The organism is Hasllibacter halocynthiae (genome assembly GCF_003003095.1).
In the GTDB taxonomy this organism is placed as follows: Bacteria; Pseudomonadota; Alphaproteobacteria; order Rhodobacterales; family Rhodobacteraceae; genus Hasllibacter; species Hasllibacter halocynthiae.
Map to the genome: position 1 here is coordinate 542,294 of NZ_PVTT01000002.1, position 15,049 is coordinate 557,342.

13 protein-coding genes are annotated in these 15,049 nt (G+C 73.7%); 4 read left to right on the forward strand and 9 right to left on the reverse strand.

From position 1 onward, the window contains the following. Window positions 1–28 precede the first annotated feature (28 nt). Window positions 29–2,638: a DNA mismatch repair protein MutS gene (gene mutS / locus BCF33_RS09540; protein ID WP_106160710.1), complete on the forward strand. Its 2,610-nt coding sequence runs from the start codon at window positions 29–31 to the stop codon at window positions 2,636–2,638. Here the strand turns inward: mutS and BCF33_RS09545 are convergent. From BCF33_RS09545 to BCF33_RS09570, 6 genes are all read right to left on the reverse strand, one after another. Further along, window positions 2,616–4,004 (reverse strand): aldehyde dehydrogenase family protein, encoded by a 1,389-nt coding sequence (locus BCF33_RS09545; RefSeq protein ID WP_106160711.1) that lies wholly within the window; start codon window positions 4,002–4,004, stop codon window positions 2,616–2,618. The two genes, mutS and BCF33_RS09545, sit on opposite strands and share 23 nt — an antisense overlap. After that, a complete protein-coding gene (locus tag BCF33_RS09550) occupies window positions 4,004–5,140 on the reverse strand; it encodes a glycosyltransferase family 2 protein (RefSeq protein WP_211292374.1) in 1,137 nt (378 codons plus the stop codon). The genes BCF33_RS09545 and BCF33_RS09550 overlap by 1 nt, the downstream gene beginning before the upstream one ends. 7 nt (window positions 5,141–5,147) lie before the next feature. Next, window positions 5,148–5,876 carry a lysophospholipid acyltransferase family protein gene (locus tag BCF33_RS09555; protein WP_245883800.1) on the reverse strand — a complete coding sequence of 243 codons (729 nt, stop codon included), beginning with the start codon at window positions 5,874–5,876 and terminating at the stop codon, window positions 5,148–5,150. A 101-nt stretch (window positions 5,877–5,977) separates the two neighbouring features. Beyond that, window positions 5,978–7,495, reverse strand: coding sequence for a phytoene desaturase family protein (locus BCF33_RS09560; RefSeq protein WP_106160713.1), 1,518 nt, complete (start codon window positions 7,493–7,495; stop codon window positions 5,978–5,980). Then, on the reverse strand, window positions 7,492–9,063 hold the full coding sequence (locus tag BCF33_RS09565) for a phytoene desaturase family protein (protein ID WP_245883801.1): 1,572 nt from the start codon (window positions 9,061–9,063) through the stop codon (window positions 7,492–7,494). The genes BCF33_RS09560 and BCF33_RS09565 overlap by 4 nt, the downstream gene beginning before the upstream one ends. After that, window positions 9,063–9,473, reverse strand: coding sequence for a DUF2141 domain-containing protein (locus tag BCF33_RS09570; RefSeq protein WP_106160714.1), 411 nt, complete (start codon window positions 9,471–9,473; stop codon window positions 9,063–9,065). Before BCF33_RS09570 ends, BCF33_RS09565 begins: the two co-directional genes overlap by 1 nt. Window positions 9,474–9,548: 75 nt before the next feature. Between BCF33_RS09570 and BCF33_RS09575 the strand changes: the two genes are divergently transcribed. From BCF33_RS09575 to hpnE, 3 genes are read left to right on the forward strand one after another with little or no spacing between them, the layout of a single operon-like run. Next, a complete protein-coding gene (locus BCF33_RS09575; protein WP_106160715.1) occupies window positions 9,549–10,424 on the forward strand; it encodes a squalene/phytoene synthase family protein in 876 nt (291 codons plus the stop codon). Further along, on the forward strand, window positions 10,421–11,287 hold the full coding sequence (locus BCF33_RS09580; protein ID WP_106160716.1) for a squalene/phytoene synthase family protein: 867 nt from the start codon (window positions 10,421–10,423) through the stop codon (window positions 11,285–11,287). Before BCF33_RS09575 ends, BCF33_RS09580 begins: the two co-directional genes overlap by 4 nt. Continuing rightward, complete coding sequence (gene hpnE / locus BCF33_RS09585; protein ID WP_106160717.1) at window positions 11,284–12,534, forward strand: hydroxysqualene dehydroxylase HpnE; 1,251 nt, start codon at window positions 11,284–11,286, stop codon at window positions 12,532–12,534. The genes BCF33_RS09580 and hpnE overlap by 4 nt, the downstream gene beginning before the upstream one ends. Here hpnE and BCF33_RS09590 read toward each other — a convergent pair. From BCF33_RS09590 to BCF33_RS09600, 3 genes are all read right to left on the reverse strand, one after another. Beyond that, window positions 12,466–13,167, reverse strand: coding sequence for a DUF2238 domain-containing protein (locus BCF33_RS09590; protein ID WP_106160718.1), 702 nt, complete (start codon window positions 13,165–13,167; stop codon window positions 12,466–12,468). The two genes, hpnE and BCF33_RS09590, sit on opposite strands and share 69 nt — an antisense overlap. Window positions 13,168–13,231: 64 nt before the next feature. Next, a complete protein-coding gene (locus BCF33_RS09595; RefSeq protein ID WP_106160719.1) occupies window positions 13,232–13,894 on the reverse strand; it encodes a class II aldolase/adducin family protein in 663 nt (220 codons plus the stop codon). After that, complete coding sequence (locus tag BCF33_RS09600; protein WP_106160720.1) at window positions 13,891–15,048, reverse strand: Tm-1-like ATP-binding domain-containing protein; 1,158 nt, start codon at window positions 15,046–15,048, stop codon at window positions 13,891–13,893. The genes BCF33_RS09595 and BCF33_RS09600 overlap by 4 nt, the downstream gene beginning before the upstream one ends. Window position 15,049: the final 1 nt, after the last annotated feature.

Genomic DNA, 15,049 nt, shown 5'->3' on the forward strand with positions numbered 1-15,049 from the left:
CCTACACCCGTCGGAGAGGGGGGATCACATGGCACCGACGCCGATGATGGCGCAGTACCTGCGGATCAGGGAGGAAGCCGGGTCGGCCCTCCTCTTCTATCGCATGGGCGATTTCTACGAGCTCTTCTTCGAGGACGCGGAGGTCGCCGCGCAGGCGCTCGACATCGCGCTCACGAAGCGCGGCCAGCACGAGGGGCGCGACATCCCCATGTGCGGCGTGCCGGTCCATTCCGCCGAAGGCTACCTTCAGCGGCTGATCCGCGCAGGCCACCGCGTCGCCGTCTGCGAGCAGACCGAGGACCCCGCCGAGGCGAGGAAACGCGGCTCCAAGGCCGTCGTGAACCGCGAGATCGTGCGCCTCGTCACCCCCGGCACGCTGACGGAGGACGCGCTGCTCGACGCGCGGGCCGAGAACCTCCTCGCGGCCTTCCACCGGGTCCGGGACGAGGGCGCGCTGGCTTGGGTCGACATCTCCACCGGCGCGTTCACCGTGGCGGAGGCGCGGGACCTGCCGCCCCTTCTCGCCCGCCTCGCGCCGGTCGAGGTCCTCGTCTCCACCGATTTCGAGGCGGCCATGGCCGAGACGGTCGAGACCGCGGGCGCCACCCTCACCCCCCTTGCGCCGTCGAGCTTCGACTCGACCGAAGGCGAGGCGCGCACCGCCAGGCTCTTCGGGGCGAGGGATCTCGGGGGCTTCGGCAGCTTCACCCGCGCCCAGATCGGCGCGATGGGGGCCCTGGCCGACTGGCTGGAGATCACGCAGCGCGGCGCGCTCCCCCTCCTGCGCCCGCCTCGGCTGGAGCGGAGCTCGGGCGCCATGTCGATCGACGCCCCCACCCGCCGTTCGCTGGAGATCGCCGAGGCGCAGGGCGGCGGCCGCGCGGGATCGCTGCTGGAGGCGGTGGACCGCACCGCGACGGCGTCGGGCGCGCGCCTCCTCGCCCGCCGCCTCTCGGCGCCCTCGACGGAGGTCGCGGTGATCCGCGCCCGGGCAGACGCGGTCGAGGCGCTGGCTGGCGACGCCGCCACTCGCGAGCGGTTCCGCGACGCGCTGCGCGCCGCGCCCGACCTCGACCGCGCCCTGTCGCGGCTGGCGCTGAACCGCGGCGGGCCGCGCGACCTCGCGGCGATCCGGGGGGGGCTGGAGTCGGCCCTGATCCTCGAGGGCGTGGCCCCGATGGACCTTCCGGACCTCCTCCGGGACGCCTTGGCGGACCTTCACGACCACAACGCCGTCTTGAACACCCTTCGATCCGCCCTCGTGGCCGAGCCGCCGCTCCTCGCGCGCGATGGCGGCCTCGTGGTCGAGGGCGCGGACGCCGAGCTGGACGAGGCGCGCGCTCTCCAGCACGACGGCCGTTCCGTGATCGCGGGGATGCAGAAGGACTACGCCGAGCGCACGGGCATCGCCTCGCTGAAGGTCAAGCACAACAACGTCCTCGGCTACTTCGTCGAGACGACCGCGACCCATGCGGAGGCGATGCTCGCGCGGGACGACTTCATCCACCGCCAGACGACCGCCTCGGCCGTGCGCTTCACCACGCCCGAGCTGTCCGAGCTAGAGACGAGGATCCTGAACGCCGCCGGCCGCGCCCAAGCCATCGAGCTGCGCATCTTCGAGCAGCTTCGCGCGCTGGTGCTGGACCGGGCCCCGGCGCTGCACGCCACCGCCGCCGCGCTGGCCGAGATCGACCTGGCGGCGGCCTTCGCGACCCTCGCGGTCGAGGGGGGCTGGACCCGCCCCTTGGTGGACGACTCGGCGGCCTTCGCGATTGAGGGCGGCCGCCACCCCGTGGTCGAGCGTGCCCTCCGCCGCGGCGGAACCCCCTTCGTCGCCAACGACTGCGACCTCGGCGGCCCCCGCGTTATCCTGCTGACCGGCCCGAACATGGCCGGCAAGTCGACCTTCCTGCGCCAGAACGCGCTGATCTGCCTCCTGGCGCAGACTGGCAGCTACGTTCCCGCCGCCGCGGCGCATATCGGCACGGTCGATTCCCTCCACTCCCGCGTGGGCGCTTCGGACGACCTCGCGGCGGGCCGCTCGACCTTCATGGTCGAGATGGTCGAGACGGCCGCGATCCTGAACCAGGCCGGCCCCCGGGCCCTGGTGATCCTCGACGAGATCGGGCGCGGCACGGCCACTTGGGACGGCCTCTCCATCGCCTGGGCGGTGCTCGAGCATCTCGAGGGCGTGAATCGCTGCCGCGCGATCTTCGCCACCCACTACCACGAGATGACGGCGCTCGCGGCCAAGCTGGATGGGGCCCGCAACGCCACCGTCGCGGTGCGCGAATGGGAGGGCGAGGTCGTCTTCCTCCACGAGGTCCGCGAGGGGGCGGCCGACCGCTCCTACGGGGTGCAGGTCGCCCGGCTGGCGGGGCTGCCCGCCTCCGTGGTGGATCGCGCCCGCCGCATCCTCGAGACTCTCGAGAACGGCGAGCGGGGGGCGAGGCCCGCCGCCCTTATCGACGACCTGCCCCTCTTCTCGAACGCTCCCCCGCCGCCGCCGCCCGCGAAGAGGGCCGGACCCGCCGAGGAGCGGCTGGACGCGGTCAATCCCGACGCCCTCACCCCGAGGGAGGCGCTGGACCTCGTCTACGAGCTGAAGGGATTGCTCAGCGCGCCATCCGGCGGATGATCCGCTGCATGAAGGGCGGGTGCGGCGGGGCGAGCATCCGCATCCACGGGCCCCGCGCCACGTGCATCACGCTGCGCTCGTGGGTGAACGCCTCCAGCCCGCTCGTGCCGTGATAGGCGCCCATGCCGGAAGTGCCGATCCCCCCGAAGGGCAGATCGTGCGCCGCGAGGTGGATCACCGGCAGCCCCGTCGCCGCCCCGCCCGAACGGATGCGCCGCAGGAGCGCGGCGGACGCCCCCCGGTCCGGCCCGAACGCATAGGCCGCGAGCGGCGCCTCGTCCCGCTGGCGCCTGAGGATATCCTCCTCGGAGCCGTACTCGAGGATCGGCAGGACCGGGCCGAAGATCTCCTCGCGCATCAATGCGATGCCCTCGGGCGGGCGCAGCACGACCGCGGGGGCGACATGGGGCGCCTCGGCGTCGAGGGCGCGGACATCGGCGCCCGCGCCCCGCGCCTCGTCCAGCATCGAGCGGATGCGGTCCCCGGCGCGGGCGTCGATCATGGCGGTGTAGTCGCCCGCCCCGCCGAGGAACCGGCCGGCCTGCCCGAGGAGCGCGTCCGCCCAGGCGGGCGCGGTACCCTCGGGCACCAGAAGGAAGTCCGGCGCCACGCAGGTCTGGCCGGCGCTGAACCACTTGCCCCAGGCGATCGGGGCGGCCTCCCGCACGGGATCGGCGCCCGGCATGGCGATGGCGGGGGACTTGCCGCCCAGCTCCAGCGTCACGGGCGTCAGGTGGCGCGCGGCCGCGGCGGCGACCTTGCGCCCGATCTCCGTCGAGCCGGTGAAGAAGATGTGCCCCAGCGGCAGGTCGCAGACCGCCGCCGCGACGTCCGGCCCCCCGGTCACGACGGCGACCTCGTCCGGGGGGAAGACCTCCCCCAGCATATCCGCGAGAAGCTCGGAGGTCGCAGGGCTCCGCTCGGACGGCTTCAGGATCACCCGGTTCCCCGCCGCCACGGCCGTCGCCAGCGGCACGAGCGCGAGCTGCAGGGGATAGTTCCAGGGCGAGAGGACGGCCACCACGCCCTTCGGCTCGCGCCAGATCTCCGTCCGGCCGGGGACGGGCCGCACCACGCGGCGGCGGCGCGTGCGCGCCCATCGCGGCAGGACGCGCTTGAGGTGCCGGATCGCGTCGAGGGTGAAGCCGACCTCGGAGGTCAGCGTCTCGACCTCCGCGCGGTGACCTTGGAAGTCCGAGGCGACGGTCCGGGCGATCTCGTCCGTGCGGGCGCGAAGCACGTCCATGAGGGCGTCCAGACGGGCGATCCGCTCGCGGACGGAAGGAACGGCGCCGAGGTCGAAGGCCCGCGCGAGGCGGTCGTGCGCCTCGCGAACCGGGTGGGGGATGGGCGCTCCGTCGGCCATCAGTTCATGTCGTAGAGGCGGCCGCGCCACTGCGCCTGCGCCCCCTTCCGCGCCCCGAGGAGGGCCGACCACTGGATCGCCAGCGTCACCGCCACGCCGACCGGATGGAGGAGGACCGCGAGCGGACGCTGCCGCACCTTCCACGCCAGCAGCGCCCGGGCGAGGAGGACCATCGCCGTCGTAAGCAGCGCCACCTTGGCGGCGTAGTCGGCCCCCGCCCCCCAGGCGACCAACGCGACCACGGGCGGCAGGATGTGCCCGCCGGCTAGCAGGACCGTCCAGATCGGCAGCGCGACGGGCTTGGCCATCCCTTCGGTCGCGTTCTTCGTGAACCCCGACCAGATGTCGGCCCAGTTGTCGTACATCCGCACCCGCGCCAGCGGCGTCGCGTCCAGGATGTCCGTGCGCCCCCCCGCCGCCCGCACGTTGCGCGGCAGGTTCAGGCCGTCGTGCATCCGGTCCCGGAACGCCTCGTGGCCGCCGGCGGCGCGGTAGGCCTCGGCCTCGACCAGCATGAGCTGCCCGCACCCTGCCGCGAACCCTTCCCCAGGCAGCATGCGGGCCATCGGGAAGGGCAGGTAGCCGAGGAGGAGGACGAGGATCTGGGGGATCGTCACGACCTCGCCCAGGGTCCGGGTGATCTGGCGCGGAAAGCCCGAGACGAGGTCGAGGCCGCGCGCGTCCATGTAGCCGGACATGCGCGCCACCGCGCCGGGCGCGAGACGCACGTCCGCGTCGAGGAAGAGGAGCCGGGGATGCCTCGCCGCGAGCGCGAGCTGGTGGCAGGCGTGCTGCTTGCCGTTCCAGCCCATGGGCAACGGCGCCCCGTGGATCAGACGGACGCGCCCGTCGCGCGCCGCGAACTCGCCCACGATGCGGTCCGTCCCGTCGGTCGAGCCGTCGTCGCAGACCACGACCTCGATCTGCGCCCCCTCCTGCGCCAGCACCGCCTCGAGCGCGGCGCCGATGTTGCCCGCCTCGTCCCGCGCGGGGATCAGGACCGAGACGGGCCGCGGGGTTCCTTCGGGCGCACGCCGGGGCACGCCGAAGATCGCCAGGTTCATGAGCGTCACGACGGCATAGAGCCCGCCGAGGGCGAGGCCGAGCGAGGCGAGGATGTTCAACGCGAGGATCATGGTGCCCCTATGTGGTGTGGTCCATGATATGGTCCGGATCGTGGGCGCGCCCAGCGGCGCGGGCGGTCACGCGCTTCCAGGCCCCGTAGACACCGCCCACGCCGCGCCGTCCACCGAGGACCGGCTCGAACGCCGCGGGGTCGCGTTCGCGGGCCGCGGCCGAGAGGCGCTCCATCGTCTCGTCGAGGCCGCGTTGCAGGGCCGCCTGCAGGTTCCGTGTCCGCACGGCGCGGGGGACGTCTTTGGATGGCGGGGCGGCGACGGGCGCGCCGAAGGCGGCAAGCGCCTCGGGGCGCTTCTCGCCCCAGAACGGGTACTCCAAGGCCAGCGGCACCGCCACGGTGCCGGGCACCCGGGCCATCAGATGCGCCAGCCCCGCCCGGATCGGGACCGCCGCGCGGGGATCGGCGAAGGTGCCTTGCGCCGTCATCCAGAGCGTGCGCGCCGGATCGGCGAGAACGTGCCGCCCCACCTCGAGGAAGCGCGCCGCGCCCGCGCGGCTGCCGGGCTCCACGCCGAAGAGGCCGATCCGCTTCATGAAGCCGTACCGCTCCAGCGCCTCGGCGTCGATCGGGCCGAAGGTGGTGTGCCGGGGAAGGAACGTCGTCGTCAGGACGATGTGGAAGGCCGGGTCCCACCATGAAGGGTGGTTGGAGTAGACGACGGTCGGCGCACCCTCGGGCAGCGCGGGCAGGCCGGGCCGCAGGAGGCGGACGGCGCGGAAGCTCCGCGCCATCTGCCGGCGCATGACGCCCGCGAAGAACCGGCACATACGGGGCGAGCGCAGGGCGACCGGATCGTCTGCGGGCGGCCCGGCGCGGGGCACGGGGGGGAGGCCTACTCGGCCGCGACGGCCGGAGCATTGGCCGCCGCGTCCCTGTCGAGGCTGTCGGCCGCGATCCAGCCCGACATCAGCGCCATCGGCATCCCCGGCCCCGGATGGGCGGACCCGCCAGCGAGGTAGAGGTCCCGCACCTGCCGCGAGCGGTTGCCCGGCTTGAAGGCTCCGTTCACCTTTCCATGGCTGACGAGGCCGTAGATCGCCCCGTCCAGCACCTTGTAGCGGTCGTGGATGCTCTGCGGGGTCAGCGCGCGCTCGACGACGATCCGCTCCTCCAGATCCTCCATCCCGGCGGCGCGGGCGAGCTTGGACATGATCTTCGCCCGCTCGCCGGGCAGCATCGCCTCCCAGTCGTGACCGTCCCTCAGATGCGGCGTGTGGACGAGGACGTAGAGCGCCTCGCCCCCCTCGGGCGCGACGCCAGGCTCGGTCCGGGCAGGGGCGGCGATGTAGGCGGTCGGGTCGGGCGCCGGCACGCCTTGGTCGTAGATGGCCGCGAACTCCTCCTCGGGGTCGCGCGAGAAGACGAAGTTGTGATGGGCGAGATGGTCGTAGGCTCGGTCGAGCCCGAGATAGAGCACGATGCCCGAGCAGGCCGCCTCGCGCTTGCGGTAGCCGAAGTCGCGCCAGGCGTCGCCGCCGACCAGTTCGCGATAGGTGCGCACCGAATCCATGTTCGAGACGACCTTGTCGAAGCGCATACGCTCGCCGTCCGCGACGACCCCGACGGCCCGGCCGTCCTCGACGTCGATCCCAGTCACGTCGACGCCCGTCCGGTAGTCGACGCCCAACTCCTCGCCCAGCCGGGTCAGCGCCGTCGGCACGGCGCGGGTGCCGCCGATCGGGTACCAAACCCCCTCGCCCTGCTGCATCTGCGCGATCCCGCACAGCACCGCCGGAGAGGCCAGGGGCGACGAGCCCACGTATTGGATGAAATGCTCCAGCATCTGCTGGACACGGGGGTCGCGCACGTCCTTCTTGATCTGCCCCGCCACCGTGCGGTGCATCCGCAGCGCCATCACGTCGGACAAGGTGGCGAGGTTCATGTTCTGCTTCAGGTTCATCGTGTCGCGGATGTCCTCGACCGAGCGCCAGAAGAAGAACCGGTCCGACACGTCCGAGAGGCGGTCCGCCACCTCCATGAACCGCTGGAAGCCCGCCTCGTCCGCGGGGGAGAGCCTGCCGATCTCGCGCGCGGCCTCGGCGGGATCGTCCCGCAGGTCGAGGACCGTGCCGTCGTCGTAGAAGCAGCGCCACTGCGGATCGAGGCGGCGCAGGTCCAGATAGTCCGTCATGTCCCGCCCGGCTTCGGCGAACACGCGCTCCAGCACGCGGGGCATGGTCAGGATCGTGGGGCCCATGTCGAAGCGGAAGCCCCCCTCCTCCAGCTCGGCCGCCTTGCCGCCCAGCCACTCGTTCTTCTCCAGCAGCGTGACCTTGTGCCCCCGCGCCGCGAGCGTCGCCGCGGCGGCGAGGCCGCCGAGGCCGCCGCCGATGATGCCGACCGTGCTCATTCCGCGGCCTCCTTGAACTTCGGTTGGGTTGGAAGTTGATCGGGCAGGGCGTCCGCGTCCAGCCCCAGGTCCTCAGCCGCGAGGCGCGAGGCGATGCGCGCGCTCTCGAAGATGGTCGGCAGGCCCGAGCCGGGATGCGTGCCGCCCCCCGTCAGGTAGACGCCGTCCACGTCCTCGAACCGGTTGCGGGGCCGCCAGTGCAGCATCTGGCCCAGGTTGTGCGCGAGGTTGAAGGTCGCGCCTCGGAAGATGCCCATCTGCGTCTGCCAGTCGGCGGGGGTGATCATCCGCTCGGTCCTGATGCGCGGGCGGATGTCGTGGCCGGTCAGCTTGGAGAGCCGGTCGAGGATCTTCTCGCGGTAGACCGGGCCCAGCGCCTCCCAGTCCTCGGGACCGGACAGGTTGCCCGTCGGCACGAGGACGTAGAGCGTGGAGTGCCCCTCCGGCGCCAGCGTCGGGTCGGTGACGGAGGCGTTCTGGACGTAGATCGTCGGATCCTCCGGCGCGCGGCCCTCGTCGATCTCCTGGATGTTCTTCAAGTAGTCGTCCGACAGGTGGATCGTGTGGTGGCTCACGTCGTCGAGCCGCCCCTCGATCCCGAGATAGAGCATGAAGGTCGAGCAGGAGTACTTCTTGGAGTCCACCTTCGCATCCGTCCACCGCCGCCGCTTCGCGTTCGGGATCAGCTTCGGGATGGTCGAGGCGAAGTCGCCGTTCACGATCACGGCATCGGCCTTCAGCACCTCTCCGTTCACGCGGACGGCCCTGGCCTTGCGGCCCTCGAACTCGATCTCCTCGGCGGGGGCGCTCAGGCGAATGTCGACGCCCATCTCGCTGGCCACGCGCGCCATCGCGCGGGGGATCGCGTTGCAGCCACCGATCGGGTGGAACACGCCGAACCCGTACTCGACATGCGCGACGATGGTGAAGAGGGACGGGCACTTGAACGGGCTCATCCCGAGGTACTTCGACTGGAACGAGAAGGCGAGGCGCAGATCGGGGTGCTTGAAGAAGCGCCGCAGGTCCTGGTCCACCGTCAGCCAGGGCCGGAACAGCGGGAACGCCTTCACCATGTCCATGCGCGCCAGATCCCGGGGCCCGAGGAAGGGGCGCTGGAGGATCGGCTTGAAGGCGGCGAACTTGTCGATCTGCTCCTGCAGGTAGGCAGGCACGTTGCGGGCGTCGTCGGGGTCGATCTTCGCGGCCTCGGCCTTCAGCCGCTCGACGTCCGGGGTGGCGTCGAAGGTGTTCCCGTCGTCGAACTGCAGCCGGTACATCGGGTCGAGCCGCTTCAGCTCGACCTCCTCGAAGAGGTCGCGCCCGCAGGCCTGAAACACTTCCTGCAGCACCTCGGGATAGAGGTAGAAGGTCGGGCCGTAGTCGAAGGTGAACCCGTCCTGCGTGAACGAGGCGGTGCGCCCGCCCACGCGGTCCTCGCGCTCGAGCAGGGTGACGCGCGCGCCCGCCGCGCGCATCAGCATCGCGGAGGCCAGCCCCCCGGGGCCGGCGCCGATCACCACGACGTCCCTCGTTTCCTGTTGCCCGCTCGCGCCGGTCATGGCGTTCATCAATAGTACCTCATGCTGAGCGTGAGCCGCCCGCTTCCGTTGATCTGGACGGCCGCGTCCGAGAAGCGCGGCGGGCCCATCCGCAGGGGTGCGTCCCGCGAGAAGCCCAGCCCCTCGGAGGGGCGGAAGCCCCGGCGGTTCAGATTGCCATCGTTGTTCTCGTCGTGGAAGGCCTGCACCGCGTAGACGCCCGCCGGCACGTCCCTGACCACGACGACCTCTCCGGCGGGCGCGGTGGCGGTGTAGGGGCAGTCGGGGCGCGTGAAGCTGCTCTCCGGGCAGACGGCGACGCGGACGACCCCCAAGCCCGAGCGCAGGTCCGTCACCTCCACCGTCACGTCGGCCGCGAGGGCCGGCGCGGCGAAGGCTAGCGTTCCGACCACGAGGCCGGTCATACTGTCCCAAGGCATAGGCACACCTTTCTCTCCCGGTGGGGCCACCTAGGTGGCGGGCACGGAGAGTCACGGGAAGCGGGGCACGGGTAGATGACGCTTGCGGACGCACCCGAGGAAGGGGGGATCGGGCCGGCCGCGCGCCGCGGGCCCGACCCCCTCGTGCGTGCCGCCCGGGCCGAGAACTTTCCCGTCGCCTCGCGCCTCCTGCCGCGGGCGACGCGCGCGCGGGTGATGGCCTTCTACCGCTTCGCGCGCACTGCCGACGACGCCGCGGACGACCCCGCAAGCGCCCCTTCCGAACGCCTCGCGGCCCTCGCGCGCCTGGAGGAGGGGCTGCGCGCCGGCCAGCCGGCGAACGCCGGCGCCGAGCTGCGCGCGGCCCTTGCGGGCACCCCGGGCGCGGCGGGGGCGGCCGCGGCGGCGCTGGACCTCCTGCCGGCGTTCCGGCGCGACGCGGAAGGGATCCTCTGCGCGGACTGGGCCGATCTCGCCGGCTACTGCCGCTTCTCCGCAGCGAGCGTCGGGCGCTTCCTCCTCGCGATCCACGAGGAGGGGGAGGGCGCAAGGGCGCCCTCGGATGCGCTCTGCACCGCGCTCCAGGTGCTAAACCATCTCCAGGACATGGGCGCCGACCGGCGCCGGCTCGGCCGGCGCTACCTGCCCGGCAACTGGATGGAGGCCGAGGGCGCGCGCGACGCGGACCTCCTGGCCCCCGCGCTGACGCCCGCGCTGCGCCGCGTCGTACTGCGGACCCTCGATGCCGCCGACGACCTTCTCGAGGAGGCCGCGCCGCTGCCAGCCCGCATCCGGGCGCGGGGCCTGCGCGCCCAGTCCACCGCGACGCTTCGCCTTGCCCGCCGCCTCTCCGCCCGGCTGCGCGTGGGCGATCCGCTCGCGGGCCGCGTCGCCCTCTCGCGCGTCGACTTCCTTCGCGCGGGCGCCGCGGGCCTCGGGGCCTGGGCATGAGCTTCGCGCCCGCCACCGACATCGCCCGCGACATCGCCGAGGTGCGGCGCGTCGTCGCCTCCGCCGGCTCCTCCTTCGCGGCGGGCATGCGGATCCTGCCCGCCATGCGCCGCCGCGCGATCCATTCGGTCTACGCGCTCTGTCGCGTGGTGGACGACATCGCCGACGGCGACGCCCCCGGCTGCGCCGATCCCGGGACGCGCGCGCGCCTCCTCGACGATTGGGACGACGAGATCGCCAGGACCTTCGCCGGCAGCCCCCGCACCGCCATCGGCGCCGAGATCGCCCGCTCGGCCGAACGGCACGCCCTCCCTCGGAGGGAGTTCGAGCTGATCCTCGAGGGGATGCGGATGGACGCGGACGCCATCGTTGCCCCATCGGCCCAGCGCCTCGATGCCTATGTCCGCCGCGTCGCGGGGGCGGCCGGCATCCTCTCGATGCGCTGCTTCGGCGCCTGGAGCGGGCCCCCTTCCGAACGGTTCGCCCTGAACCTCGCGCGGGGGCTGCAGCTGACGAACATCCTGCGCGACGTGGAGGAGGACGCGCGCAGGGGCCGCCTATACCTTCCCCGCCACGTCCTCGACGCCGCCGGGCTGCCGCACGACCCCGCCGGCGTCCCCGGCGATCCGCGCCTACCGGCCGCGCGCGCGGCGCTCGGCGCCGAAGCCCGGGCCGGGTTCAAGGCCGCCGCCGCCGAGATCCCGGCGCATCGCCGCGTGCCGCTCCTGCCCGCCCTGATGATGATGGGCCCCTACGAGCGGCTCCTCCGCCGCTGGGAGGCGGACTGGGCCGCACCTCCTCCCCCCCGCTCCCGATGGGGCAAGGTTGCGGACGGGGTGGCGACGGCGACCCGCCTTAGATGAGCCGCGCGTTCGTGATCGGCGCGGGGCTGGCCGGCCTCGTCGCGGCCGAACGCCTGTCGGCGGCCGGGCGGGACGTCACCATCCTGGAGGCGTCCCCCAAGGCGGGCGGGCGCTGCCGCTCCTACCGGGACGAGCGGCTGGGCCAGCTTATCGACAACGGCAACCACCTGATCCTCTCCGCGAACCGGGCCGTCCTCGGCTGGGCCCGGCGGATCGGCGGCGCGGATGCCCTGCGGGAGGGCGAGGCCGCCTTTCCCTTCCTCGACCTCGCGGACGGCCGGCGCTGGACCGTGCGGCCGGGACGGGGGCCGCTGGGATCGCTGGCGGCGGCCGCGCGCCCGCCGGGCGTCGGCAGGGCGGCGCTGCTGCGCGAGGTCGGCCGCCTCCTCCTCGCGCGGCGGGGGCGCACCGTCGCGGCGGCGGTCGGCGCCGGCGGGCCCGCCTGGCGCGCCTTCTGGGATCCGATGACCCGCGCCGTCCTGAACGAGGACCCCGAGGAGGGGGATGCCGGCCTCCTGCGCGCGGCGATGGTCCGCTCCTTCGCCAAGGGCGAGCGCGCCGCGCGCCCCGTCTTCGCCCCTGGCGGGCTCGGCCCCGCGCTGATCGACCCGGCGCTGGCCCTCCTGGCGGGGCGGGGGGTCGGGACGCGCCTGCGAACGCCCGTCACCGCCATCCACGGCGGGGGCCGCGCCGAAACGCTCGAGACGCGCGATGGACCGATCCCCCTCCGGCCTGGGGACGTGGCGGTCCTGGCCGTGCCGTCCCAGCATGCGGCGAGCCTACTTCCCGGCATCCCGGTGCCCGGGCCGGGCCGGACCATCGCCAACGGGCACTTCCTCGTGCCCGCACACGGCCTGCCGCCGCTCCTCGCGCTGCTCGGGGGCACCGCGCACTGGCTCTTCGCACGGGGGGACGTGGTGTCGGTCACGGTCTCGGCGGCCGAGCGGTCCCCCCTCGACGGGCTCGGGCGGGAGGAGGCGCTGGCCCGCCTCTGGTCCGACGTCGCCCGCGCGATCCGCGCGCATGGCGGCACGGCCCCTGACGCGATGCCCGCCGCCCGCTTCCTGCGCGAGCGGGCCGCGACCTTCGACCAGTCGCCCACCGGCGCGGCGCGGCGGACGGGCCCCCGGACGGACCGGGCGAACCTCTTCCTAGCGGGGGACCACGCGGCGACGGGGCTACCGGCCACCCTCGAAGGCGCCGTCCTCTCCGGCGAGCGGGCGGCGGACCTCGCCCTGCGCGCCTGACGGGCCGCGCCAGCGCGGCCAGAGCACCGGGTTGGCCGCCATCGTGTCCAACATGAGGCCGGCCGGAACGACCGCCACGCGCCCCGCGAGGGCGAGCGTGCCGGCCACCGCCCCCCAGACGCCGCCCAGGGCGTTCGCGATCACGTCCGTCATCGTGTCCGGCAGGCCGCTGCGCTGCGTGTTCAGCCCGAACCCGATGTCCAGGCCGAACTCCAGCACCTCCCAAAGCGCGCCGACCATCTGCGAGAAGCCGAAGGCCAGCACCCCCGCCACCCAGAGGCGCCGCGCGGGCCAGGTCCCGCCCGTCAGCGTCAGCGCGAGGCCGAGGCCCGCGACCGACAGCACGGCGGCGCTGACGAGGTGCAGCGCGAGGTCCCAGGCCGGGACCGCCTCGTAGATGCCCGACCACTCGCCGAGGAGGAGCGCGGCCGCCACGAAGATCGCGATCTGCGCATGCAGCCGGAACGGGAAGCGCAGGCCCGAGAGGGCCTCGAAGGCCGGCAGCAGGATCGCGCATCCCGAGACGCCGATCAGCACCCCCGCGAGGACCGTGTCGAACGGCACGGCGCACAGCGCGGCGACCGCGAAGAGCGCGGCCGGCACGGCGCTGACGGCGGGGCTTCGGTGGGACACAGGGGCGCGCTTCCTTCCCTCGGTGGCGGCGAGGCCCCAACGCGCCCCGCCGCGCGGGGTTTCGCTATCCTGCGGCGCGCGCGTCCGCCGCGGTCCCGAAGCGCGGCAGGTCGGCCCCCGCCATCCCCCGCGCGGCCATGAGGCCGTCGCGCACGAAGGCGACCTGCGCCGTCTCCTCGATGATCTCGGCGAGGTGCAGCGCCTTGGTCAGCGTCGGCCCGACGCCGATCGTGCCATGATTGGCTAGGACGGCCGCGCGGACGGAGGGGTCGGCGAAGACCGGGCCGATCTCGGCCTCCGTCTGCGGACCGCCATTGGGCGACAGCGGGATCAGCGGCATCCGCCCGATCTTCTCAATGGTCTGCACCGTGCAGCAGGGGATCTCGAGCCCCGCGCAGGCCCAGCCCGTCGCCCAGGGGCTGTGGCAGTGCACGACGGCGTTCACGTCGTCCCGCGCGCGGTAGATGGCCAGATGGAAGTCGAGATCCTTGGACGGCTTCAACGCCGACGGCTCGATCCGCCCGTCGAGCCAGGCAACCTGCAGGTTGTCGCGGGCGACTTCGGCGAAGCCCACGCCCGACGGCTTGATCACGACCGCCTCCGCCGCCGAGAGGCGCACGGAGAGGTTGCCGCCCGCGTTGGTCTGCAGCCCCGTCTCGAAGCAGCGGCGGGCGGCGGCGATGAGGGCGTCCTTCTTCGCCTCCACGTCGTTGGGGTCGAGGGTCATGCGTGCTCCTTCGCGGTGGCTTCGGCGCGGACCTCGGCCAGCGCGGCGGCGGCGGCCTCGGCGGCGGCGGGGTCGTTGATGTGCGCGTCCATGCGGCGGACGGGAACGTGGTCCGGCAGCGCCCCCTCCAGCGCGGCGGCGAAGGCCTCGCGCAGCGCGGGCGAGGGGATGGCGCAGCCCTCGCGGTCCTCGGCCGAGAAGCCGCGCATGGGCAGGAGCACCCGCGCCGGCCCCCTCCCCTCGGAGAGGGCCGCGCCGAGGATGGCGGCGCAGCGCGCGGCCTCCTCGGGGGTGCATTGCACGTGCGTGAAGAGGGGCGAGTGGCGATAGTGCGGCCGCAGCCGGTAGGCGTCCGGCATCAGGTGCGGCTCGCCCATGCCGATGAAGTTGGCGCCCCCCGGCAGGACGACGCGGGGCAGGTCGCGATAGGCGGTGAAGCGCGTGGGCATGTCGGTGTGGACGCCCGCGACGTAGAGACGCGTCAGCTCGTGCGGGGTGTAGTCGACCACCGAGTCGAACGCGCCGGCCGCGCACCACCGGGCGAAGGCCGCGCCGCCGAAGCCGTTGGCGTGGAAGACGGTCGCCTCGCGGCCCTCGCGCTTCAGGCGCCGCGACAGCGCGTCCACCCCGGGCCCCGTGACCCCCAGCGCGGTGATGCCCGTGGACGGCGCGACCGCCACCCGCCCCGTGGGCAGGGTCGCATGGTAGAGCCCGCCGACGATCGCCGCCGCCCGGTCGAGCGCCTGGCGCACGGTCGCGTTCAGCCCAGTCAGATCGGCCATGGTCGGCACGAGGACGATGGCGTTGTCCGCCAGCTCGTAGCGCGGGTCGAAGGGCAGCGTGCTGACCATGACCTTCGGCATCTCGATCGGCAGCGCGCGCATCACCCGCAGCGCGATCTGCCCGCCGGTGCCGCCGCCGATGGCCACGACCATGCGCCGCCCCTGCTGGGGGGCGAAGGCCACGTGGTCGAGGGCGCGCGCCGCCGCCGCCTCCATCCCCGAGAGCTTGCGCGCGGCCTCCCAGTGCTCGCCCTCCGAATGGAGCGAGATGTCGCACCGCTCGGCCGCCACGCCGAGGGCCATGAGCGCGCCCATTAGGTAAGCGGCCTCCTCGGCCTTCGTGTCGTAGGTCGCGAGCAGCAGGACCGACATC

What these genes read in the sequence shown, in the direction of transcription:
- mutS (WP_106160710.1), top strand. Translation starts at nt 29, where the DNA reads ATGGCACCGACGCCGATGATGGCGCAGTACCTGCGGATCAGGGAGGAA.
- BCF33_RS09545 (WP_106160711.1), bottom strand. Translation starts at nt 4,004, where the DNA reads ATGGCCGACGGAGCGCCCATCCCCCACCCGGTTCGCGAGGCGCACGAC.
- BCF33_RS09550 (WP_211292374.1), bottom strand. Translation starts at nt 5,140, where the DNA reads ATGATCCTCGCGTTGAACATCCTCGCCTCGCTCGGCCTCGCCCTCGGC.
- BCF33_RS09555 (WP_245883800.1), bottom strand. Translation starts at nt 5,876, where the DNA reads ATGGCGCGGAGCTTCCGCGCCGTCCGCCTCCTGCGGCCCGGCCTGCCC.
- BCF33_RS09560 (WP_106160713.1), bottom strand. Translation starts at nt 7,495, where the DNA reads ATGAGCACGGTCGGCATCATCGGCGGCGGCCTCGGCGGCCTCGCCGCC.
- BCF33_RS09565 (WP_245883801.1), bottom strand. Translation starts at nt 9,063, where the DNA reads ATGAACGCCATGACCGGCGCGAGCGGGCAACAGGAAACGAGGGACGTC.
- BCF33_RS09570 (WP_106160714.1), bottom strand. Translation starts at nt 9,473, where the DNA reads ATGCCTTGGGACAGTATGACCGGCCTCGTGGTCGGAACGCTAGCCTTC.
- BCF33_RS09575 (WP_106160715.1), top strand. Translation starts at nt 9,549, where the DNA reads ATGACGCTTGCGGACGCACCCGAGGAAGGGGGGATCGGGCCGGCCGCG.
- BCF33_RS09580 (WP_106160716.1), top strand. Translation starts at nt 10,421, where the DNA reads ATGAGCTTCGCGCCCGCCACCGACATCGCCCGCGACATCGCCGAGGTG.
- hpnE (WP_106160717.1), top strand. Translation starts at nt 11,284, where the DNA reads ATGAGCCGCGCGTTCGTGATCGGCGCGGGGCTGGCCGGCCTCGTCGCG.
- BCF33_RS09595 (WP_106160719.1), bottom strand. Translation starts at nt 13,894, where the DNA reads ATGACCCTCGACCCCAACGACGTGGAGGCGAAGAAGGACGCCCTCATC.
- BCF33_RS09600 (WP_106160720.1), bottom strand. Translation starts at nt 15,048, where the DNA reads ATGTCGGTCCTGCTGCTCGCGACCTACGACACGAAGGCCGAGGAGGCC.